16 protein-coding genes and 1 tRNA gene are annotated in these 21,695 nt (G+C 64.2%); 9 read left to right on the top strand and 8 right to left on the bottom strand.

The window, feature by feature from the left end; all coding sequences use genetic code 11:
• Nucleotides 1-235 precede the first annotated feature (235 nt).
• Genes ASE43_RS08820 through ASE43_RS08810 form a run of 3 tightly spaced genes read left to right on the top strand, consistent with a single transcriptional unit; the run spans nt 236 to nt 7,156 of the window.
• The gene (locus ASE43_RS08820) at nt 236-6,001 is read left to right on the top strand and encodes a DEAD/DEAH box helicase (protein WP_162258775.1); all 5,766 of its coding nucleotides are present in this window, start codon (nt 236-238) and stop codon (nt 5,999-6,001) included.
• Nucleotides 6,002-6,004: 3 nt separating this feature from the next.
• Nucleotides 6,005-6,337, top strand: a complete 333-nt coding sequence (locus ASE43_RS08815) for a hypothetical protein (protein WP_057160201.1) — start codon at nt 6,005-6,007, stop codon at nt 6,335-6,337.
• Between the two features lie 39 nt (nt 6,338-6,376).
• Entirely contained in the window at nt 6,377-7,156 is a 780-nt protein-coding gene (locus ASE43_RS08810) for a PD-(D/E)XK nuclease family protein (RefSeq protein ID WP_343123557.1), read from the top strand.
• Nucleotides 7,157-7,190: 34 nt separating this feature from the next.
• On the opposite strand, the gene ASE43_RS21260 is transcribed toward ASE43_RS08810, so the two are convergent.
• The 6 genes from ASE43_RS21260 to ASE43_RS08790 form a co-directional block, all read right to left on the bottom strand.
• Nucleotides 7,191-7,634, bottom strand: a complete 444-nt coding sequence (locus ASE43_RS21260) for a very short patch repair endonuclease (RefSeq protein ID WP_082607195.1) — start codon at nt 7,632-7,634, stop codon at nt 7,191-7,193.
• Nucleotides 7,615-8,847 carry a DNA cytosine methyltransferase gene (locus ASE43_RS08805; RefSeq protein WP_200956249.1) on the bottom strand — a complete coding sequence of 411 codons (1,233 nt, stop codon included), beginning with the start codon at nt 8,845-8,847 and terminating at the stop codon, nt 7,615-7,617. Before ASE43_RS08805 ends, ASE43_RS21260 begins: the two co-directional genes overlap by 20 nt.
• Nucleotides 8,844-9,443, bottom strand: a complete 600-nt coding sequence (locus ASE43_RS22555; RefSeq protein WP_235568717.1) for a site-specific integrase — start codon at nt 9,441-9,443, stop codon at nt 8,844-8,846. Before ASE43_RS22555 ends, ASE43_RS08805 begins: the two co-directional genes overlap by 4 nt.
• A gap of 494 nt (nt 9,444-9,937) precedes the next feature.
• Nucleotides 9,938-10,090 carry an Arm DNA-binding domain-containing protein gene (locus tag ASE43_RS22550; protein WP_235568679.1) on the bottom strand — a complete coding sequence of 51 codons (153 nt, stop codon included), beginning with the start codon at nt 10,088-10,090 and terminating at the stop codon, nt 9,938-9,940.
• A gap of 177 nt (nt 10,091-10,267) precedes the next feature.
• Nucleotides 10,268-10,343, bottom strand: a tRNA-Ile gene (locus ASE43_RS08795).
• A gap of 92 nt (nt 10,344-10,435) precedes the next feature.
• A complete protein-coding gene (locus ASE43_RS08790) occupies nt 10,436-12,817 on the bottom strand; it encodes a GH92 family glycosyl hydrolase (protein WP_082607194.1) in 2,382 nt (793 codons plus the stop codon).
• A 472-nt stretch (nt 12,818-13,289) separates the two neighbouring features.
• Here ASE43_RS08790 and fucP point away from each other — a divergent pair, with 472 nt between their 5' ends.
• Genes fucP through ASE43_RS08775 form a run of 3 tightly spaced genes read left to right on the top strand, consistent with a single transcriptional unit; the run spans nt 13,290 to nt 16,832 of the window.
• Nucleotides 13,290-14,594: an L-fucose:H+ symporter permease gene (fucP, locus tag ASE43_RS08785; protein WP_057160199.1), complete on the top strand. Its 1,305-nt coding sequence runs from the start codon at nt 13,290-13,292 to the stop codon at nt 14,592-14,594.
• Nucleotides 14,594-15,589: a carbohydrate kinase gene (locus ASE43_RS08780; RefSeq protein ID WP_057160635.1), complete on the top strand. Its 996-nt coding sequence runs from the start codon at nt 14,594-14,596 to the stop codon at nt 15,587-15,589. Before fucP ends, ASE43_RS08780 begins: the two co-directional genes overlap by 1 nt.
• A gap of 13 nt (nt 15,590-15,602) precedes the next feature.
• The gene (locus ASE43_RS08775; protein ID WP_057160198.1) at nt 15,603-16,832 is read left to right on the top strand and encodes an AGE family epimerase/isomerase; all 1,230 of its coding nucleotides are present in this window, start codon (nt 15,603-15,605) and stop codon (nt 16,830-16,832) included.
• Nucleotides 16,833-16,931: 99 nt separating this feature from the next.
• Here ASE43_RS08775 and ASE43_RS08770 read toward each other — a convergent pair whose 3' ends face one another.
• On the bottom strand, nt 16,932-17,399 hold the full coding sequence (locus tag ASE43_RS08770) for a hypothetical protein (RefSeq protein WP_057160197.1): 468 nt from the start codon (nt 17,397-17,399) through the stop codon (nt 16,932-16,934).
• Nucleotides 17,400-17,541: 142 nt separating this feature from the next.
• On the opposite strand from ASE43_RS08770, the gene ASE43_RS08765 reads away from it, so the two are divergent.
• From ASE43_RS08765 to ASE43_RS08760, 3 genes are all read left to right on the top strand, one after another.
• Nucleotides 17,542-17,913, top strand: a complete 372-nt coding sequence (locus ASE43_RS08765) for a nuclear transport factor 2 family protein (protein ID WP_057160196.1) — start codon at nt 17,542-17,544, stop codon at nt 17,911-17,913.
• A gap of 455 nt (nt 17,914-18,368) precedes the next feature.
• Nucleotides 18,369-18,833 (top strand): hypothetical protein, encoded by a 465-nt coding sequence (locus ASE43_RS21810; protein WP_157489358.1) that lies wholly within the window; start codon nt 18,369-18,371, stop codon nt 18,831-18,833.
• Between the two features lie 60 nt (nt 18,834-18,893).
• Nucleotides 18,894-19,748, top strand: a complete 855-nt coding sequence (locus ASE43_RS08760; RefSeq protein WP_162258773.1) for a HEAT repeat domain-containing protein — start codon at nt 18,894-18,896, stop codon at nt 19,746-19,748.
• 63 nt (nt 19,749-19,811) lie between these two features.
• Here the strand turns inward: ASE43_RS08760 and rpoD are convergent, their stop codons facing one another.
• Entirely contained in the window at nt 19,812-21,665 is a 1,854-nt protein-coding gene (gene rpoD, locus ASE43_RS08755; RefSeq protein ID WP_056178007.1) for an RNA polymerase sigma factor RpoD, read from the bottom strand.
• Between the last annotated feature and the right edge of the window lie 30 nt (nt 21,666-21,695).

The following is a 21,695-nucleotide window of genomic DNA, read 5'->3' as shown; positions in this document are numbered from 1 at the left end:
ATTTCGCATCGGAAATGATGCGGTGAGCAAGGAGCGTCGCTCGTTGCTTGAGTCCCCAGGAGCGCTGTGCACACTCCCTTTTGTGGAACCAGTTCCGCGCTACGTTCGGAGCGAGGCGACACTGCGCGACCTAGCCGCCGATGAGACTGGACCACTGGGGCGCTTGGATCTAAAGTCACGCTCAGCATTCGTTCGATTGGTCTCTTCGGGTCTTTTCGACGACTCGAACGTTCGCTTGTTCAAGCATCAGCTGCAGATGCTGGAGCGGGGCACCCAATCTGGCCGACCGGGCATCGTGACCTCGGGCACCGGCTCGGGCAAGACTGAATCGTTCTTGCTCCCAGTACTGGCAGCGATCATGCGTGAGGCGTCCGGCTGGGCTGCACCATCAGCGGATTTCTTGCGCAAGCGTTGGTGGCACGACAGCACCGGGCGACCGTATGAAACCTTCACCGAGATACCCAAGTCGAGGCGCCCCTTGAAGCAGGACCCTGGGGCCGACCCGTTCGTGCCACACCGGGAAGGGGAACGTCGGCCCGCCGCCATCCGTTGCCTAGTGTTGTATCCGATGAATGCGCTCGTCGAGGATCAGCTCACCCGGCTGCGAAAGGCCCTCGACTCCGCATCCGCGAGAGTTGTATTGGACGAAGAGATTCATGGCAATCGAATCTTCTTTGGGCGCTATACGAGCGCTACTCCCGTCACGGGATTCAACGTGCATCCTCGCACCGCTCCAGAAGACGATCGAGAGCGTCGAACGAGGCAATTGCGCAAATTGTTCGACGAGATGGTGGAGTTTGAGCGGACGCAACGAGAAATTGAGAGACGTCGCCAGGAAGTCCCACCCACACTGAAGGCCGATGACCGCTTCCTGTTCCCGGCCGTGGACGGGGCGGAAATGTTGTCGCGTTGGGACATGCAGCGCCAACCTCCCGATATCTTGATCACCAACGTGAGCATGCTCGGGGCTATGCTTAACCGAGAGGTCGACGACCCACTTTTCGGCGCCACGAAGCGCTGGCTGGTCGAGAACGACGACGCATATTTCTACCTGGTTCTCGACGAACTGCACCTACAACGCGGAGCCGCTGGCACGGAGGTCGCGTATCTGCTGCGGCTGCTCCTGGATCGATTGGGGTTGAGCAGCCCGGAGCACCGTCACAAGTTGCGAATCCTCGCGTCCAGCGCGTCATTGCCTGTGGACGGGGAAGAAGGTGTAAAGAGTCAAGACTACCTTTGGGACATGTTCGGTAGCTTCGGACACTGGACCCCGCAGGGGACCAGGGCCACTGGTCCCGCAGACTGGCGCGCTGCGATCGTGCCGGGAGAGCCGGAGGCGGAGCGCACCGTCATCGTACCAATGCTCGAACCAGAGCCTTTCGTTGACTTCCTGGCACAGCATGGCGGCGGTGAGACCGAGCCCGCGTGTGCAAGTGATCGCGAGTACCCTCTACTGCTGGCGGACGCCTGGCACACAGTCGGCAAGGCGATGGGACTGGACGTTTCCGGACCGATTGCGCACACGGTTCGAAGCGTCATGGAGGAAGCCGGTCGTCACGTCGCGGCTGCTTGTTGGTCGGCGACGGAGGGGCGTCCGCGTGCCTCTTCGATCGATGACCTGTCGGTCAAGATCTTCGGAGGGGAGGAAGGCAAGACCTCCGCGCTCCGAGGATTGCTCCTCGCTCGAGGACTCGGGGATGCCTTTCACAAGTGGTTCGAGGACGAAGGCAGGCAATCGCCACTCGATGCTTCGTCGTTTCGGGTCCACACGTTCTTCCGAAGCATTGAAGGCCTCTTCGCCCCAGTCGATCGGGGTGCCAGTGCCGCCGATGGCTTCCGAGACGCGGCGCGTAAGGTGGGGAAACTGACGCTGGAGCGTGCCATCAGCACCGGGGTGGGTTCGAGCACCTCCAACCCGCCGTTGCGGCTGCTGGAACTACTTTACTGTGAATGCTGTGGCGAACTCTTTGTCGGAGGAATGCGCCGGCGACGAAGCTCGACGGAATGGGAATTGCTCCCCGGCGAAGCGGAACTGGACGGGCTGCCAGACGTGGCCACGGGTCGGCGTTTCGAAGATCTCTCCTTCGATGAATATGCGGTCTTCTGGCCCACGGATCAAACCGAGACGCCGCCGATTGCAGATGGATCTGGCGTGCCCGACGGTTGGGGCAGGGCGGGACTGGATCCCGCGACAGCGAACGTGCGGGTCTCGCCGACGGCGACGTTCCCACCTGACCACGTTGTAGGTTGGCTGTTCACGCGAGCGAACGGTCAAGATCGGCACAAGCGAAACAATAAGGATGGCGGCACCAACGTTGCCTACGCGTGCCCGGCTTGCGCCACCGACTATGCGCCGCGACAACTTGGCAGCGGCCTGCGCTTCTCACCGATTCGACATTTTCGAACCGGCTTCGCCAAGACCACGCAACTCCTCGCCAGTGAGCTCTTCCACCTCCTGAAGCTGGCGTCTGCATCGCCGAAACTGGTGTCGTTTTCCGACAGTCGGCAGGACGCGGCCAAGGCATCGCTCGATGTCGAGAAACGGCACCACGAGGACCTGCGACGCGACGTTCTGGTGAGCGAACTACGCCGTTCCTATCGAGAATTGCCGTCGCTCGAACAAATACGCGATAGAATGGATCAGGTTCGTTCGCAGCGCGATCTAGCTGAGGAACGTGATGACTTTGTCGAATCGGAGCGACTTGGTGCCGAGATAAAGCGCCTCCGTTCCATCCAAGAAGACGCAAGAGAAGGGACGATTCGCGTCGGCACCGTACTCGACGACAGCAGCGAACCTAGCACCTATCTCGGCTTCTCAGAAGCACGCTTGCCACTCAAGCCGCTGATTCGCGCCTTCGTGACGCTCGGCATTCATCCGACCAATGCAACTGGCGCTGGGTTAATTCGAGCCGAGGTGAATCGGGTCAAACACTTCTTCGAATGGCCGCAGTTGTTCGAACGTCGCAACGGCCAGTTCGATTGGCGAGACGACGTCGCCGAGCAATCTTGGCTGGACCAGGCGCGAATCCAGGTCGTGGAAAAGATGCAGACCCTGGTCACCGACATTCTATTGAGTAGAACGTACTTCTCGCTGGAGGAATCCGGGCTGGGTTATCTGTGCTTACCGCGATCAGCTATCGAAGAGGGGCTGGACTATAACGTGGTGGCCGCCTTCGTTCGCGTGTTCGGCGACTCCTATCGGCTCTTGAACACTCACTATGATCGACCAGCGCCGTGGGCCGATGGAAACAGCGTCTCATCGAGAACGCGGGTCTTTCGATTCGCGGACAAGGTGTGGGGCGCCAATGCGCGCCAGAAGTTGAATGAGCTCCTCCAGGCGTTCACGAAGGCAGGGCATCGCTCCGGCTACCTGTCCACGGCCGCGTTGCGCGTACAGTTGGTGAACGAGAAGGATCCATTGTGGCGATGCGAGAGATGCGCTCGGGTGCACTTGCATCGCGGCGCCGGCATCTGCACGCGCTGCTTGGCGCCGCTGAGTGAAGCAGCAAATGGGTGCGTGCGAGACGTGATCGCGCGAAATTTCCTATCGAAACGACTAAATCGAACTGGCAGCGGCGCATTTCGCTTGCACTGCGAAGAACTCACCGGTCAAACCGACGACGGCGCGCTGCGGCAGCGCAAGTTCCGCGGCATTCTGCTGCCAGACCTTCGGCAGAAGTTCGATGCGGATGGACAGCCCGTTTACGACGAAGACGGTGACCTGACCTTCGAGCCCGATCCTCATTTCCATCGTGAGCGTGAAGAGATTGATCTCCTGGCAGTGACGACGACGATGGAAGTAGGCATCGACATCGGCCCTCTCCAGGCCGTATTACAGGCCAATATGCCGCCCCAGCGATTCAACTATCAGCAGCGCGTTGGTCGCGCCGGCAGACGCCGGCAGGCTTTCTCCTTCGTGCTCACGGTATGTCGCACCAAGAGTCACGATCTCTACTATTTCCGAGAGCCACGCAAGATCACAGGCGACGTGCCGCCTCCGCCATTCCTGACGAAGCACATGCCGAGTATCGCACAGAGATTCCTGCGTAAGCGGTGGCTAAATGCTGCTTTCGCTCGGCTACGCGATTCCAACTTGCCTTGGCCTGGCGACAACATGCGACCACCAGACATTCACGGCGAGTTCTTGCCAACCTCTCTGTACTTCGATGACGCGTGGGAAGTGCGACTGCGTGCCGCATTGACGCAGACCGAGGCGCAAGCGCGAGGCTTCGCTCAGTTGCTCTGTGATGGGTCTTCCCTGCCCATGGAGAACGTGTGGATGAGTCCTGATGCCTTGTTGACGGACATCCGTGTTATCAGTGAGCGTCAAGAGTCGAGGCGACCCGGACTGGCCCACTCGTTGGCCGAGCAGGGCAGTCTTCCGATGTATGGCATGCCCACACGCGTGCGTAACCTCTATACAGGAACCAAGGCCCCGTCTGGATCTCGCGGAGGCTCGATCGAATGGAACACCATCGATCGGGATCTTGATCTGGCGATTTATGAGTTCGCGCCCGGGTCTGTCATCGTCAAGGACAAGCTGGAACACTTGTGTGTCGGATTCACGGGCGCATTACCCGACTTTCGTTTCGCACCGAACCCGGGGAGTACCGTGAGGCCGATGTCGGCGCCCTTCGGCGCCCCGTTCTGGATGCTCGAATGCGCTCGATGCGGTTCTTGGTTTCGTCTCGACGCACGTCCCGATGAGAGCGTCGGTGACTGTCGTTCCTGCGGGGGTCCATTGGCTCCCGAGCATTCAAAGGAATGTCGGGAGCCATTGGGTTTTAGGACCAATTTTAGACCGTCGTCGGACGTAGACAGTGATGCGCCTGGAGGACGCCATCGGTCGATCCATTCCGAAGCTCGTGACCTAGCATTTCACGCTTGCGAGGGCTCGAATCTTGAGGTCTTCGCAGACAGCATTCGTACCTATCGTCTGAACCGAGGCGCTTCCGATCCCGACCGACCCGGCGGCCATCGAGGATTCACTGGCATCCCAGGCGAACAGCAGTTGCGCCGCCGCAATGTCCTAGCCACTCTTGAGCAACAAGTGGTCGCCGATGAAATCCTGGCTCAGGGATTCCAGCCTTCGGACTTCACCCAAACGGGGACGAGCCAGGAGGCGGGGGAACATATCTGGTTAGCTGCCCCCAAGACCACGGATGCGCTCTATCTCGCACCTGCGGTGGTGCCGCCTGGATTGAGCATCGAACGAGTGGTGGGCCCCAAGACGCTCGGAAACGGCGCAAATCCTCTCGACGTGCTCGGTCGCACGGCCGTTCGAGCAGCGGCGATGTCGGCTACCTTCATCCTCGTCAATCGAGCGGCACTTGAGTTGGACATCGATCCGGAGGAGTTCGACGTGATCGAACCGCGCTTAATGCGCCCTGCGGGCGGGGTAGCGAAGCCAGTACTGCAGTTCGTCGATCACCTCGTTAACGGGGCAGGGTTTTGCGTCGCTCTAGGCACACCCACCACAAACCCCCGAATCAACCGCATTCTAGAATCAATCTTGCGAGACGAGGACGCGTACCCGCTGAACGAGTTTCTGCGAAGTGACCACGAGCATTCGTGCGAGCACGCCTGTTATCGATGCCTCATGCGGTATCGCAATCAACCGTACCACGGCTTACTCGACTGGCGCTTGGGGCTCTCCTTCTTGCACGCACTCCACGATGCCTCTTTTCGATGTGGCCTCGACGGGCGGTTCGAGTTGGCTGCGCTGAGAACGTGGCCCGATCTCGTCGCCGCCGACGTTCAGCGTGTCAAGCGACAGTTTTCGCGGCTGCAGACACGACAGGAAGGTGCCATTTGGGCCGTGAAGTTCGATGGGGCTTCGAAGTGGGCCGTAATCGCACACCCTCTCTGGGATCCGGATCAGCCTTCGGGCTGTTTGCTTGAGGCCGTTCGAACGCTCAAGGGTGCGTTCGTGATTGTCGACTCGTTCAACTTCTCGCGTAGGGCAGGCACCATCCGTCGCGCGATCCTAGACGGAGCATGATCGTTGGAGCCCTTGCCTCCGGCCCTGACCACGGTAGAGGTGCCGGTGCTGTACTCACCGACGGCACTGATCACGGCAAGGGCGTGCCGGCTCAAGGCAACGCTTGCGTCAACGAGGGTGAATCGACTCGGGTCCGGCCCTGAGGCCGCCGTCGGCACGCTTATTCACATAGTTCTGCAGCTCACGTGGAATAGAGCCGACGTCGACGTCGATACGGTGTTCGACGCGGAGTACAGCCACACTGTCGCCGAATTGCGCCGCGACCCTAGACGAGCGCATTTCGCCGATCTCACCGCCACGCGCTCGCTGGCGGAATGGCCGGGGATTCGGGCGTGAGTCCGTACCCGTTCGTTGCGAGGCTGCTCACGCACTCGCGTGGTGCGAGACGAGCACGCACCTCAGATTGGACCGGGTGCGGAACAGCTATTGCAAAGTCAGGCATTGCGGCTACGCGGCCGTGCCGATCGCGTTCGACGATTGACCCCGGAAATACTTGAGGTTCGGGATTTCAAGTCGGGAGCGACCCTGGATCAAGAAAGCAAAGTTAAGCCCGAGATCGCCTTGCAGCTCATGGCCTATGGACTGATGGTGCTTGAGCGTCACCCCAACACGACGATCCGGCTCATCGTCGACGATGGCGAAGAGCGGAACGTCGCCTTTCATCCCGTCGCCCGCGAACAGGCGCGCGAGACATTGCGGCAGCTCGTGAATGGGCTACCGCCCGCGGGCATCGTCTCCGGCGAGACATTGGCGAACCCGGGATCTAGTTGCCGGAATTGTCCCTACCGCCATACCTGCTCCGCATACCTGACGATCGCCCCGACCTGGTGGAAGAGTTATCCGAATGACGTTGAGTACGTTCCTTTCGACATCTGGGGCACGCTGACCGAAATCCGCCAAATCGAGGATTTGGCCAGCGCCAGGCTCACCGACGCCGGCTGCCGCCGTGTTCGAGTCGATGGACTAGATCGACGCCACGGAGTTTCGCTTGCTCCCCTCGGAAGCACGCTGTTCTTCTTTGGGCTCCAGGCCACGGGTCCGAGTTGGGACTTCGACGGTGGGCGCTTCCACCCGCGTTCCTTTCACGAGATCCCGCGCGATCGGTGGGAACGAAGGGCGTGGACGGCAACTAGCTTCTCGATAGAGCCCTGTTGAGTTGCGCGAATGCTTTATGATTGCGCGGAGAGACTCAACGTCGATCTGTCATGGCGCGACGAACAGCCAGCGCGATGCGATCGGCCGTATCCTTCAGCGGTTCGTGCTCCCATACTCGGATCACTTGCCAGCCGCTCAATTCGAGCCTTGCGGTGGTGTCCCGGTCACGTGCGATGCTCCCTTCGATCTTGCGTTGCCACCACTCCGCATTGTTCTTGGGAAGGGTGCCGTGTTGGGGACAGCCGTGCCAGAAGCATCCATCCACGAAAACAGCGATTCGGGCAGCGACGGAGAGGACATCAACGGTTCTGCGGGAACCCTCGTCAAAGGGGCGGTCGAGTCGAAAACGAAGGCCTCGATGATGCAGTTCACTCCGCAGTGCGCGTTCTCTCGCATTGTGCCGCTGCGCCACCTTCGACATCCGAGCGGATGTCGTCGCAGTCACGCCCGCCAGTTTGCTAGTCCGCGTTCTCGGCATGGTGCGCGAGGTCCTCGGCAAACTCCGAGGCATGCCTCAGGCTACTTTTCCGCAACCGGGAGAGAAATCCGGTCGTCGCTCGCTTCGACAGCGGCACCACTGGGTACTCAAGGAAGGAGGCGAGATGACTGTGCGTGCTCGAAACGGGCCATTCCGACACCGCGACGGAGCGACGCTTGCGCCCAAAGGACCAGGCCGCACCGGGCCAGCCGCCCGTCTCGGGCAGCGCCGCTGCCTCGCTGGCGTCGTAGGAGTCTGAAGGTGTGGCGAGACGCCGAGCAATCCATTTCGCCATCGGCACACTGACTGCGTTGCCTACCATTCGCCAGCGCTTCCCCCTCGATTCCCGGGTTGGGTCGCCCGTCGACGACGTCCAACCGGCGGTGAATCCCTGCAGTCTCTCTGCGTCCTCTATGGACGGCATAGCGATCAGACGACGTCGCGGAAACCAGATCGCCGGTGGAGAGGGGATGTGTAGGGCCGATCCGCCCTTGAGCGGCGGAATCGCATCGACCGCCCAGCCCAACCCCGTGTTGCCCTCCGTCCAATAGAAGCCGCAGGCATGCGCTCCCCGAGGCTTCGCCTCCGGCGCGCCCGCATCCTGGCCGAGCAACACCGGTCGGGGGTCGTGATCTCGTGAGGCGATCAGGATCACGCGCCGCCGTCGCTGCGGCAAGCCAAATGCTTGTGCATCCACCGTGCGATACGCCCACGCGTACCCCATCGACTCCAACTCGGCGGCGATGAAGCGAATGGCGCTCCCCCCGTGGAGGTTAAGCATGAAGGGGACGTTCTCGATGACCACCCACTCGGGACACTGGCGCCTGTTCTTCAGGAGATTGAACAGTACCTGGACCAGTCCGGAATTGGGTCCGGTGATGCCCTGGCGGCGACCAACTTGACTTAGGTCCTGACAAGGAAAGCCCGCGGTTAGCACTGTGCACGGCGGCAGTCTGCCGAGCGATCTCACATCACTTTCGACTCTTGCGCCCACGAATCGGGACTCCAACACCTGACGTGCCGCAGCGTCGATCTCGCAAAGCATGGCTGTCTGGTACCCGGCGGCCTGGAAGCCGGCCTCCAGACCACCGACCCCGGCGAAGAGCCCCGCTACGGTGGGTCTCGGCGCTGACGACAGAAGCTTCGCTGCGGGGCCATTTGGCGCCCCGCGTTGTTTTCGAGCCTTCCCCGCCGGCGCGTTGGTCTTGCTCACCGCAATGAACTCATGAATTGCCCCTGAGGAAGTGTGAAGGAGTACCAACCCCAACTAGGGGGCGTGCCCTTCTCGAAGAGGCGCACCGGTCCGCGAGTAGTCCGCCCATCCCTGCACCATCTTTCTGCGCTCCGGAAGGTGCGCTGTACGGTTGTACGCGCCCCCAGTGGATCACGGACTGCGTGCGCCAACTGGTGCTCGATGTAGTCAGACCGAAACCCCAAGACTTCATCTAGGACTGTACGCGCCATAGCCCTGAACCCGTGCCCAGTAATGGTGTCTCCATCGAAGCCTAAGTAACGCAAGGCGGCGTTGATCGTGTTCTCGCTCATTGGCCGCTTCGCGCTTCTGACACCGGGGAATATGAACTCGCTCCGCCTGATGAGTGGCTGGAGTTCTTCAAGAATATCTCTCGCCTGAAATGGGAGTGGGACAATGTGCGGCATCCCAGTCTTGCTTGCGGTGAAACGCCACTTCGCCGCTACAAGATCGATATCGGCCCAACGCGCTTTCCTTTGTTCCCCGGGGCGTACAAACAGCATTGGGGCCAACTTCAACGCAACCTGGGTGACGGAGGCCCCCCGGTAGGAGTGCATTGCTTGGAGTAGGTCGCCGATTTTGGCGGGATCGGTCACGCTGGCGAGGTGCTTCGTCTTCGGTTGCTCCAGCGCCCCCTGCCAGATCGTCTGCAGGATCGTTCTGGGCATGCCCCGTCGCGATGGCGTACCGAAATACACGCCCGGCCAGCGATCGGGTCCGATGGGCCGTCTCGACAACGCCCCGCCTCTCAAGCTTCCGCAGCGACGCCAACAACAGCGGCGCGGTCACGCCAGTGATCGTTATTCCGCCGATGGCCGCCATGTCCTTCTCTAGCAGTCGACGCTCGCGCTTCACGGATCCCGGACTCAAGCCCTCTTTCGCATGCTTGGCTAGCAGTTTGGCTGCGATAGCGCCGAACGTCGTCTCCGCCTGCTCAATCTTCGCAGCACGCTCGATCCTGGCGGCGTGCGCGAGACTACCTCCGCCCTTCACCAAGGTGCGCAGACGGTCTCGCTCAGCCCGCGCCTCTGCTAAGCCCATAGCCGGGTACTCAGCTGCTTGGCTCGCTGGCATAGCGATATCGATACCGCCAAACCTTCGCGCCGCTGGAGCGCACTTTTTCGATGCACAGGCCGTTGGTGTCCGCGAGGCGGTACGCGTTCTCACGCGGCTTGAGTGTGCGCAGCTTGGCATCGGTGAGCACGTGAGTCAGCCATCTGTTAATCAGCCACCCTACGGCGGACCTTCTGACTCACAGCGTGACTCACTTTGCTGTTGGATTCAATCGGATAGCCCGGGACAGAAGCGCACAAAAAAACCCGCAATTTGCGGGGTTTATGGCCGCCATCTGGACTTACTTGGACAATGCCGGACGCTTATGTGGTGGGCCCACCAGGATTCGAACCTGGAACCAAAGGATTATGAGTCCTCTGCTCTAACCGTTGAGCTATAGGCCCGCGCGCCAGGGAATTCTACGGGAGCGGGCCGCGCGGCATAAGCCGGGCGCGATGTGCCGGAGGCGGCCGCGCGATGGCGCGGCCGCTGGGGCTCAGGGCTGGGACATCGAGTAGGGTCGCTGCTTCGGATCCGTCGCCCAGGCCTTGTCGGGCTGGGCTTGCATGACGAAGCGCAGTTCGCCGCCGGCGAGGATTTCGTCGTGGCGTAGGTAGGCGCGGTCCAGCGGTTGGCCGTTGAGGGTGGCGCGGCCGATGTAGGTGTGGGCCTCGTCCAGGCCGTCGGCGATGACGTTGAAGCGCTTGCCGTTGGGCAGTTTGAGGGTCGCGCGCGGGACGAAGGGGCGGCCGATCACGTATTCGTTGCTGGCCGGGGCGACCGGGTAGAAGCCCAGGGCGGTGAACACGTACCAGGCCGACATCTGGCCGAGATCGTCGTTGCCGGCCAGGCCGTCGGGGCGTGGGGCGTACTGGGTGGCCATGATCTGCTTGAGGCGTTCCTGGGTGCGCCAGGGTTGGCCGGCGTAGGCGTAGAGGTAGGCGACGTGGTGGCTGGGCTCGTTGCCGTGCGCGTACCAGCCGATCAGGCCGGTGATGTCTTCCATGTGCTCGAAGATCTTGGGGTCGACCTTGGCGTCGAAGACCTGGTCGAGTTTGTCGACCAGTTTGGCGTCGCCGCCTAGCGCGGCGGCGAGGCCGGCGACGTCCTGCGGGACGTACCAGGAGTACTGCCAGGCGTTGCCTTCGGTGTAGTCGCTGCCGTAGCCGCTGACGGTGGGGTCGAAGGGTTCGCGGAAGGCGCCGTCGCGCTTGCGCGCGCGCATGAAGCCGGTCTTGGCGTCGAAGGCGTGCTTCCAGTTGCCGGCGCGCTTGCCGAAAGTCGCGGCGACGTCCTTGCGGCCCATGGCTTCGGCCATGCGCGCGATGGTCCAGTCGTCGTAGGCGTATTCCAGGGTCTTGGAGGCGGCCTCGCCTTCTTCGTCGATCGGCACGTAGCCCAGTTCCATGTACTGGGCGATGCCGTCGTAGGGGCCGTAGCTTGCGCTGGCGACCATGGCCTGCAGGGCTTCGTCGGCGTCGTAGCCGCGGATGCCTTTCATGTAGGCGTCGGCGATCACCGGGACGGCGTGGTAGCCGACCATGCACCAGGTCTCCTGGCCGTGGAAGGCCCACACCGGCAGCACGCCGTAGGGGCTTTCGCGGCGCGAGGCCAGCAACGAATTGACGAAGTCGCTGTTGCGTTGCTCGGACTGCACCAGGGTCAGCAGCGGGTGCAGCGCGCGGTAGGTGTCCCACAGCGAGAAGGTGGAATGGTGGCGATAGCCCTTGGCCTGGTGCACGGCGTTGTCGGGGCCGCGGTAGCGGCCGTCGCTGTCCATGAACAGGCTGGGGCCCATCAGCGTGTGATAGAGCGCGGTGTAGAAGCTCTTGCGCATCGGCTCGGGCGCGTCGAGGTCGACCGCCGACAGCGCCTGGGTCCAGCTGGCGCGCGCCTGTGTGCGCACGCCGTCGAAATCGAAACCGGGCACTTCGGCGTCGAGATTGGCGATGGCGCTGTCTTCGCTGACCGGCGAGATCGCGACCTTGACCACCAGCGACTGCCCCGCGGCGTCGGCGAAGTCTAAGGCGCCGACCAGCTGGCGGCCTTCGATCTGCGCGCGCAGCGCGGGCGTCTTCTCGGCCGGCGGCGGGAAGCCCTTGTAGATCACGTCCTGTTCGGTGTCGTGGAACTGGTGGCCGCTGAGCGGGCGCGAGAAGCGCATCGCGAAATAGAGCTGGCGGCCGGGCGCCCAGCCGCGGGTTTCGCGGAAGCCGGTGACGGTGCCGTCGGGGCGCAGGCGCAGGCGCGACCACAGCACCTTGCCGGGGTAGTCGTACATGCTGGTGCGCAGGTCGATCAGCACGTGCGCGGGCTTGCCCTTGGGGAAGCGGTAGCGGTGCACGCCGACGCGTTCGCTGGCGGTGAGTTCGGCGCGCACCTGGTAGTCGTCCAGGGTGACGGCGTAGTAGCCGGGCTGGGCGACCTCGTCGTCGTGGCGGAAGCGCGAGCGATAGCCGCTGCCGGGCTTGCCGTCTTCGCCGCGCTCCAGGCGCACCTCGCCCGCGATCGGCATCAGCAACACGTCGCCCAGGTCGGAGTGGCCGGTGCCGGAGAAATGGGTGTGCGAGAAGCCGACGATGCTGGTGTCGTCGTAGCGGTAGCCCGCGGCCCAGCCGTAGGCCTCCTTGCGCGGCTTGATCTGGGTGTCGGGGCTGAGCTGGACCATGCCGAACGGCACCACCGCGCCGGGGAAGGTGTGGCCTTCGCCGCCGGTGCCGATGAAGGGATCGACCGCGGCGTAGGCGCGGCGACCGGCGTCGTCGGTCGCGGGCGGCGCGGCCGCGGCGGCGAGGCCGCTCATGGCCCAGGCCAACAGCAGCGGCCAGCGCAGGCGGCGCTTCGGCGTGGGTCGCGGGGACGAGGTATCGGCTGGCATGGACGGCTCCGGCTGGGCGCGCCGGGACGGGCCCGGTCGGGGCGCTGACAGTGAATTTAGATCGTTCTAAACCTTGTAAACGCTAGCATGTGGCCGATACGCCCGCATGCTGCACCGCAGAATGCAAGGCGCTGCACCGGGGCGCAGCATGCGATGCAATTAGACCGATCCAACGCATGCGCCCCTGCCTTGCTCGACGCCATGGCCGCACCCCGTCGGCGCCGACCCGCGCCCGCCTTGGCCGAGCGACTTTGGGCGGCACCGCCTACGATCCGCGCCCCGCCACGCCGCGCCTTCGAACGGCTGCGGCCCATCGGCTGATCGGCACCTGCCAACGCACGCACATCCAAGCCGCACAAATCATGCCGCGTCCGCACGATTGCGATGCGATATCCGCGCGTACTATCGGGTGGATGCGCCCACCTATTCGCGCCGGCTACGACACCGCTTCCGCCCCGCGCGGAGGCAGCGCATGAACGATCGCACCTTGTCCTACCGCGCGGCCACCGCCGTCGTCAGCTTGATCTTTTTCACCTGGGGCGGGCTGACCAGCCTCAACGACGTGCTGATCCCGCATTTGAAGTCCGTCTTCGACATGAACTACGCGCGGTCGATGCTGATCCAGTCCAGCTTCTTCGGCGCCTACTTCCTGATGTCGCTGCCGGCGGGACGGGTGCTGGCCAAGTTGGGTTATCAGCGCGCGATCGTGGTCGGCTTGCTGGTGGCCGCGGCCGGCGCGGCGATGTTCTTCCCGGCCGCGCGGCTGCCTTCCTATCCGCTGTTCCTGGGCGCGCTGTTCGTGTTGGCCAGCGGCATCACGCTGCTGCAGGTGGCGGCCAACCCCTACATTAGTCTGCTGGGCGACCCGGCCGGCGCGCCCAGCCGGCTCAACCTGGCGCAGGCGCTGAACTCGCTGGGCACCACCCTGTTTCCGTATCTGATCGGGCCGCTGATCCTGTCCGGCGCGGTGCTGAGCGCGACCGAACTGGCGGCGCTGTCGCCGGGCCAGTTGGCGGCCTACCGCGCCGACGAAGCCGCATCCGTGCAACTGCCTTACATGATCATCGCCGGCGGCCTGCTGGCGATGGCCGCGTTCGTGGCGCTGATGCGGATCCCGCCGCTGACCGAGGCCACCGAGCGCGCCGACGACGCGCGCCACAGCTACGGCGAGGTACTGGGCCACCGTCACCTGCGCTGGGGCGTGTTGGCGATCTTCGTCTACGTCGGCGCCGAGGTTTCGATCGGCAGCTTCATGATCAACTACCTCAGCGAGCCCGGCATCGGTGGATTGGACGGCGACGCCGCCACCCGGCACCTGGCCTACTACTGGGGCGGCGCCATGGTCGGCCGCTTCATCGGCGCCGCGCTGCTGCGGCGTTACGACGCGCGCCGCCTGCTGGCGCTGGCCGCGGTGATCGCGATCGCCCTGCTGCTGGCGACCATGTCGCTGCACGGCAAGCCGGCGATGTGGGCGGTGCTCGCGATCGGCCTGTTCAACTCGGTGATGTTCCCGACCATCTTCACCATCGCCATCGAGCGGCTGGGGCCGATGACCAGCAAGGCGTCCAGTCTGCTGGTGATGGCCATCGTCGGCGGCGCGATCGTGCCCTGGCTGCAAGGCGCGCTGGCCGACCGCATCGGGCTGCAACCCTCCTACGCGATCCCGCTGCTGTGCTACGCCTTCGTCGTCTGGTACGGCTGGCGCGGCTCGCGCCTGGCGCCGTCGCTGCTGGACGATGCGTGCGCATCGGCGCCGCCAGTCCGGGCGATGCACTGATGGCCCGCGATGCGCGCCAGGCCATCGTCTGCTTCGGCGAAGCGTTGATCGATTTCCTCGCGCGCCCGCCGCAGCGCCCGGGCGAGCCGCGCCACTTCGTCGAATACGCGGGCGGCGCGCCGGCCAACGTGGCCACCGCGATCGCGCGCCTGGGCGGCCAGGCGCGCTTCGTCGGCATGCTGGGCGAGGACATGTTCGGCGACTTCCTCTACGACCAGCTGCGCGACGTCGGCGTGGACGTGCGCTATACGGTGCGCACCGCCGGCGCCAAGACCGCGCTGGCGTTCGTGTCGCTGGACGGGCACGGCGAGCGCAGTTTCAGTTTCTACCGCCCGCCCGCGGCCGATCTGCTGTTCCGCGCCGAGCACTACCAGGCGCGTTGCTTCGAGGATGCGCTGGCCTTCCACGTCTGCTCCAACAGCCTGACCGAGGCCGGCATCGCCAACGCCACCCTGTCGGGCATGCAGCGCGCGCGCCAGGCCGGCGCGCTGGTCAGCATGGACCTCAACCTGCGCCCGGCGCTGTGGGCCGACGCCTTCGACCCGCTGCCGACGGTGTGGCGGGCCTTGCTGGAGGCGGACACGATCAAGCTCAGCCGCTCCGAGCTTGCGTTCCTGGCCGCGCCGCTGGGCAGCGAGACCGCGGCCCTGCAACGCTTGTGGCACGGCTATGCGACCTGCGTATTGGTCACCGACGGCGCCGCGCCGATCCGCTGGTACACGCGCACGCGCCAGGGCGAGCTGGGCACCTTCGAGGTGCTGCCGGCCGACACCACGGCCGCCGGCGACGCCTTCGTCGGCGGCTGGCTGCACCGGCTGGCGACGCTGGACGTGCAAGCCCCTGACTTTCCGGCCTTCCTCGAACGCCGCGAGCTGTTCGAAGATGCGCTGCGCTACGCCGCCGCGACCGGCGCGCTGGCGACCACGCGCCACGGCGCGTTCGCGGCGATGCCGCCGCGTTCGGAAGTGGAGCTATTGATGGAAGAGCAGCCGTGATGGAAGAACCGCTATGAGCCGCTACGACGCCCCCCTGCACGACGGCACGCCGCCGGATTTCCGCGACCCCGCATTCCTGCGCGCGCATATCGCCGACACCATGGCGTTCTACCACCCGCGCGCGATCGACCCGGCCGGCGGTTTCTTCCACTACTTCCGCGACGACGGCAGCGTCTACGACCGCTCGCACCGGCACCTGGTCAGCAGCACGCGCTTCGTTTTCAATTACGCCATGGCCGCGCGCGAGTTCGACCTGGACGAATACCGCGAGGCCGCGCGCCACGGCCTGCGCTATCTGCGCCAGGCCCATCGCGACCCGGTCGGCGGCGGCTACGCCTGGACCCTGCGCGACGGCGTGCCCGAGGACCGCAGCAACCATGCCTACGGCGTCGCCTTCGTGATGCTGGCCTACGCCAGCGCGATCAAGGGCGGCATCGACGAGGCCGCGCCCTGGCTGGAGGAAACCTGGCAGCTGTTGGAGACCTGGTTCTGGGACGAGGACGCCGGGCTCTACCGCGACGAGGCCGATGCCGGCTGGCGCTTCAGCGACTACCGCGGCCAGAACGCCAACATGCACCTGTGCGAGGCCCTGATCGCGGCTTACGAGGCCAGCGGCGACGCGCGCTATTACTACCGCGCGCGCACCCTGGCCAGTCAGATCACGCGCCGGCAAGCGGCGCTGGCCGGCGGGCTGGTGTGGGAGCACTACGACCGCGACTGGAACATCGACTGGGATTACCACCGCGACGACCCCAAGCACCTGTTCCGGCCTTGGGGTTTCCAGCCCGGGCACCAGACCGAATGGGCCAAGCTGCTGTTGATCCTGGATCACCATGCGCAGGAGCGCGGCGCGCCGGTGGACTGGCTGCTGCCGACCGCGCAGCAATTGTTCGACACCGCGGTCGCGCACGCCTGGGACGAGGCTTATGGCGGATTGAGCTACGGCTTCGATCCGGACGGCGCGGTCTGCGACGACGACAAATACTTCTGGGTGCAGGCCGAAACGCTGGCCGCGGCCGCGCGTCTGGCGCAGCGCACCGGCGATGCGCGCTATTGGGATTGGTACCAGCGCCTGTGGGCGTACAGCTGGGACCATTTCATCGATCACCAGCACGGCGCCTGGTTCCGCATCCTGGATCGCGAGAACCGCAAGTACAGCGACGAGAAGAGCCCGGCCGGCAAGACCGACTATCACACCATGGGCGCGTGCTACGACGCGTTGGAGTTGCTGCGGCCGCGTTGATTCGCGCGGACCGATCGGCCGTTCGCGTTCCGCGCGCCGCCGCCTTTCGAAGCCACCGGGTCGGCGGGCGGCTGCGCAGCGGCAGGCGCCGCCGCGCATTCAGCCCGGCAGCGAATCGGGCAGCAGCAGGGCCAGCACCACCATGACCGCGACCAGGCCCAGCAGCACGAGCAGGGCGATCCCGGCCGCGCGCCAGTTCGAGTGCATCGTCGCGCCCTGTGCTTCGTGAGCGCGGATCGTCGGCCCCTGCAGCAGGTGCGCCAGCGACAGCACGATCGCCAATTGCACGCACAGGAAGGCGATAGCGGGCACTTCTTCCGGCAGCACCATGGACAGCGCAATCAACGCCACGGTCCCGACAAAGGCCCCGATCAGCGCCATGCGCATCTGGCTGGGCCGGCCCAGCGCGCGGTAGTTGAGCGCCATCAGCAGACCGCCGGCGAAGACGCTGCCCAGGAGGGTGGCCAGGCCGATGCTGCGCAGGCTGTACAGGCGCGCCTTGGCATCGACCGCAAGCGCGTCGTGCACGGAGACGGTGGGCGGTTGGTACGGATTGTCGTGCGACATGCGCGGCTCTCGGCGGGTCAGAGCGCACGATGCCGCAGCCGCCTAGGCCCCGCAAGCCGGATGCGCCCGGGCGCTCACCCCTGACAACACGCTGTCAGCAGGCCGGGCGTAGTCTTTGGCTCCCACCCATGGAGTTCCCCGCATGAATACCGAACAGATCGCGCAACGCCTGGTCGAGCTGTGCCGCAAGGGCGAATACGACCAGGCCCAGGTCGAGCTGTACGCCGACGACGCCGTGAGCATCGAACCCGAGGGGCTGCCGCCGGAGGCGCTGGGCAATGCGCACGGGATGGAAGCGATCCGCGAGAAGGGCCGCAAGTTCAACGAGAGCATCGAGGCCATGCACGGCAGCAGCTGCAGCGACCCGGTGGTCGCGGGCAACTGGTTCAGCGTGTCCATGCGCCTGGACGTGACCATGAAGGGCATGGGCCGCATCGACATGTCGGAGATCTGCGTCTACCGCGTGCGTGACGGCAAGATCGTGCACGAGCAGTTTTTCTACGACGTGGGTTGAGTCGGCAACCCGAGCCTTCGGCGTCGTTTCGTTTTCGTGGTCGCGGCTTGCGCCGCTCCTACAGGGAGCAGCGGCGGTGCTGCTTTGGGGTAGGAGCGGCGTGAGCCGTGATGCGGTTCGGGACGAATCCGATGCACCCAGTGGTTGCTACGCCGATGCAGGCACAGCCGCCGCGCTTTGAGGCTGTGTCGGCGATCCGAGCTTTCGGCGTCGTTTCATTTACGCGGTCGCCGCTTACGCCGCGCCTACAGGGAGCAATAGCGCCGCTGCTTTTGGGCGGGGCGGCGCCTGGATTTTCTAAACTATTAATACATTAAAAATTCACTTTTTTTATTTGATTGGAATGCAATTCACCACCTAAATTCCGCAGCAACCTCATCCGCAAACATTGGCTTCACATCTCCTGCGTAGGCTCGCGTTGCCGACTAGGCGAAAGGAAGCAGGGGAGAAGGAACATGAACATGAAAATGATCTGCGCAAGCCTGTTGTTGTTGGCCGGTCTATCCGCATCCGGGGTCGCTGCCGCACAGACATGTCCCGGTAAGCTCGTTGCGATGAAGGTAATCCGCCAAGGTTATCCAGACGGCCCCAAGCTGGGCGAGCTTCAGCTTTATTGGGACGCCGCCTCGGGCAAGAACTGCGCGCGCACCATGCATTCCGCACGGACTTGGGGGAAATCGCACTGGACGCAGGCGATGATAAGCACCTGCACACGCAGCAACTTCGACCCCCGCTACGGAACCTGCGCTTCGGACTCACCGTTTAAGTTCGATAGCAAGGTTTACAAGTACCAGGCCGGTCCACTCAGCTTGCCGGGCAAGGGCCGTTGCGTAATGGTCCAGGGCGGCATAGACGCTGTTGCCAACAGGCCCGGCGGTGTCCACGCCTATAGCACTGGCATTTCCGGACACTGCCGCTAACATCCGGAAAGACCGTCCGCTCCATACGCGGAACAGCGCATCAGCGATACTCGCCACTCGATGGATAGATCTCTCGACGCGCCCATTCGCATCTCTGGGCTCCCGGTCCGCTGCGCCGCGGTCGCATTGATCGCGGCAGTAGCTTTCGCGTGCGGCTGGTTCGCTTCCGTCCGGTTCGCGGGACGGAACGGAGACGACGAGGTCCGCTCCGCTGTGGTGGCGAATGCTGCAGCCTCCGCGGCACACCCCCCGGCAGCGCATCCACTGTCTCAAGACCAGATTGCAAGCGGCGACGCTGCGCATGCGCAGCACGAGGGCCGAATCGGCGGCGTCCCGACCCACGACTACTTGAGCCGTGCCGCCCTGCTCGCGACGCTGAATTGCTCGGAAAGCGCGCGAAGAGCGGTATCGCAAAACTGTCTAGGAGAACTCGCCAGGTTCTCGCTCTCCGACCCGCAGATCCGCGACACGTTCCTTGCATACCTCGCGACAACGCGCGATCCCTCGCGCAGGGAAGAGGTCATCTCGGCGATGACACCAACCCCGCTCCCGACCGACCAGCTCGCGCCACTGCTCGCGCAGATCCAGTCGCTGCGCGAAGCCGACGATCCGCGCATCCGCGCCGCCGGCCTAGTGCATCTCGCGCAATGGGACCGCGGTGCGGCGATCGAGCGGCCACTGCGCGAAGGTCTGGACGACGCCGATCCGGAAGTGGTGCGTTCGGCGATCACCGCGGTGTCCCTGTCCAACGCGCGCACCGACGAGCTCAAGCAGACCTTGCTACTGCTGGCCAGCGACAGTCCACCGGGGTCCGAACTGCGCGATGCCGCAGTCACCGCGCTGCGCGACTTCAGCCTCGACGCGCGCGAATTCGCGATCTATCAGAACGCCTCCGGCTCATCCCGCTCGCCCTGATCGCCGCACAAACGAAACAGGCCCCGCGAGCGGGGCCTGTTTCCACGCACTTCGCAGCCTCGATCAGTCGATATCGAGGAAGCTGCGCAGCTGTTCCGAGCGGCTCGGGTGACGCAGCTTGCGCAGCGCCTTGGCTTCGATCTGACGGATGCGCTCGCGGGTGACATCGAACTGCTTGCCGACTTCCTCGAGGGTGTGGTCGGTGTTCATGTCGATGCCGAAGCGCATGCGCAGCACCTTGGCCTCCCTCGGGGTCAGGCCGGCGAGCACGTCGCGGACCGTCTCGGAGAGGTTGATGTTGGTGGTGGCTTCGACCGGGGACTCCACGTTGGTGTCCTCGATGAAGTCGCCCAGGTGCGAGTCCTCGTCGTCGCCGATCGGAGTCTCCATCGAGATGGGCTCCTTGGCGATCTTCATGACCTTGCGGATCTTGTCCTCGGGCATGTCCATTTCTTTCGCCAGCTCTTCCGGCGTGGCCTCGCGGCCGTACTGCTGGAGCATCTGGCGCGAGATGCGGTTGAGCTTGTTGATCGTTTCGATCATGTGCACCGGGATACGGATGGTGCGGGCCTGATCGGCGATCGAACGGGTGATGGCCTGACGGATCCACCACGTGGCGTAGGTCGAGAACTTGAAGCCGCGACGGAACTCGAACTTGTCCACGGCCTTCATCAGGCCGATGTTGCCTTCCTGGATCAGGTCGAGGAACTGCAGGCCGCGGTTGGTGTACTTCTTGGCGATGGAGATCACCAGGCGCAGGTTGGCCTCGACCATCTCCTTCTTGGCCTTGCGCGCCTTGGCTTCGCCATAGGCCATCGCACGGCTGATTTCCTTGATGTCGGCCAGGGTCAGGAACGAGGCCTGTTCGATCGCGATCGTGGCTTCCTGCTCGGCGATGACCTGGTCCTTGACGTCGCGCAGACCCGACGACCACTTCTGCTTGCGCTTGAGCAGCTCGTCCACCCACTCCAGATTGGTCTGGTTGCCTTCCCAGGCGCGGATGAAGTCCTTACGCGGCATCTTGGCCACGCGCGTGGACAGGTCGAGGATCTTGCGCTCGTGGTCCTTGATCTTGCCGACCACGTCGCGCAGGTTGCGGACCAGCGAATCGGTCAGCGCCAGCGGCAGCTTGAGGGTGACGAACACCGCCGCCATGTCCTCGCGCGCCTTGAGCACGGTCTTGTGGCTGGGGCCGTTCTTGGCGTACGCCTTCTGGAACTTGGCGTAGTTGTCCGCCATCGACTCCATGCGGTTGGCGACCTCGACCGGATCCGGACCGCTGACGGTCTCTTCGGCTTCCTCGTCGGCGGCGGCTTCGACTTCTTCGTCGTCGCCCACTTCGACCTCGGCCACCACCACCGGTGCCGGCGGCTCGGGCTCTTCGTCGAGGTGGTCGTTGAAGCCGACCACGATCTCGGCCAGGCGCTTCTTGCCGGCCTTGTGCAGTTCGTAGTCTTCCAGAATCAGCTGGATCGTCGCCGGGAACGAAGCGAGCGAGGCCTGGACCTGGTTCAGGCCCTCCTCGATGCGCTTGGCGATGGCGATTTCGCCTTCGCGGGTCAGCAGCTCGACCGTACCCATCTCGCGCATGTACATGCGCACGGGGTCGGTGGTGCGGCCGCCTTCGCCGTCCAGCGCGGTCAGCGCGGCCGCGGCTTCTTCGGCCGCGGTGTCGTCGACTTCGCGGTTACCGGTGTTGCCGTCGGCAAGCAGCAAGGTTTCGGCGTCGGGCGCAACTTCGTGCACCTCGATGCCCATGCCGTTGATCATGCCGATGATGTCTTCGATCTGCTCGGCGTCGACCAGGTCGTCCGGCAGGTGATCGTTGACCTCGGCATAGGTCAGATAGCCCTGCTCCAAACCCTTGCTGATCAGGAGCTTGATATCGGACGGAGGGGGCTGTCGTTCGTTGGCCATGGGCTGCGCCACCCGCGCTTGTAGGTCTAG

The sequence above is a fragment of the Lysobacter sp. Root983 genome (assembly GCF_001429345.1).
Classification (GTDB): domain Bacteria; phylum Pseudomonadota; class Gammaproteobacteria; order Xanthomonadales; family Xanthomonadaceae; genus Lysobacter.
Note: the sequence above shows the minus strand (reverse complement) of the source record. Positions and strands in the feature narration are given on the sequence as shown.

Bases quoted from the DNA above. Each gene is read 5' to 3' on its own strand.
- ASE43_RS08775 (WP_057160198.1), top strand. From the start codon at position 15,603: ATGAGCCGCTACGACGCCCCCCTGCACGACGGCACGCCGCCGGATTTC.
- ASE43_RS21810 (WP_157489358.1), top strand. From the start codon at position 18,369: ATGAACATGAAAATGATCTGCGCAAGCCTGTTGTTGTTGGCCGGTCTA.
- ASE43_RS21260 (WP_082607195.1), bottom strand. From the start codon at position 7,634: ATGCCGAGAACGCGGACTAGCAAACTGGCGGGCGTGACTGCGACGACA.
- ASE43_RS08765 (WP_057160196.1), top strand. From the start codon at position 17,542: ATGAATACCGAACAGATCGCGCAACGCCTGGTCGAGCTGTGCCGCAAG.
- ASE43_RS22555 (WP_235568717.1), bottom strand. From the start codon at position 9,443: ATGCACTCCTACCGGGGGGCCTCCGTCACCCAGGTTGCGTTGAAGTTG.
- rpoD (WP_056178007.1), bottom strand. From the start codon at position 21,665: ATGGCCAACGAACGACAGCCCCCTCCGTCCGATATCAAGCTCCTGATC.
- ASE43_RS08760 (WP_162258773.1), top strand. From the start codon at position 18,894: ATGGATAGATCTCTCGACGCGCCCATTCGCATCTCTGGGCTCCCGGTC.
- ASE43_RS08770 (WP_057160197.1), bottom strand. From the start codon at position 17,399: ATGTCGCACGACAATCCGTACCAACCGCCCACCGTCTCCGTGCACGAC.
- fucP (WP_057160199.1), top strand. From the start codon at position 13,290: ATGAACGATCGCACCTTGTCCTACCGCGCGGCCACCGCCGTCGTCAGC.
- ASE43_RS08780 (WP_057160635.1), top strand. From the start codon at position 14,594: ATGGCCCGCGATGCGCGCCAGGCCATCGTCTGCTTCGGCGAAGCGTTG.
- ASE43_RS08790 (WP_082607194.1), bottom strand. From the start codon at position 12,817: ATGCCAGCCGATACCTCGTCCCCGCGACCCACGCCGAAGCGCCGCCTG.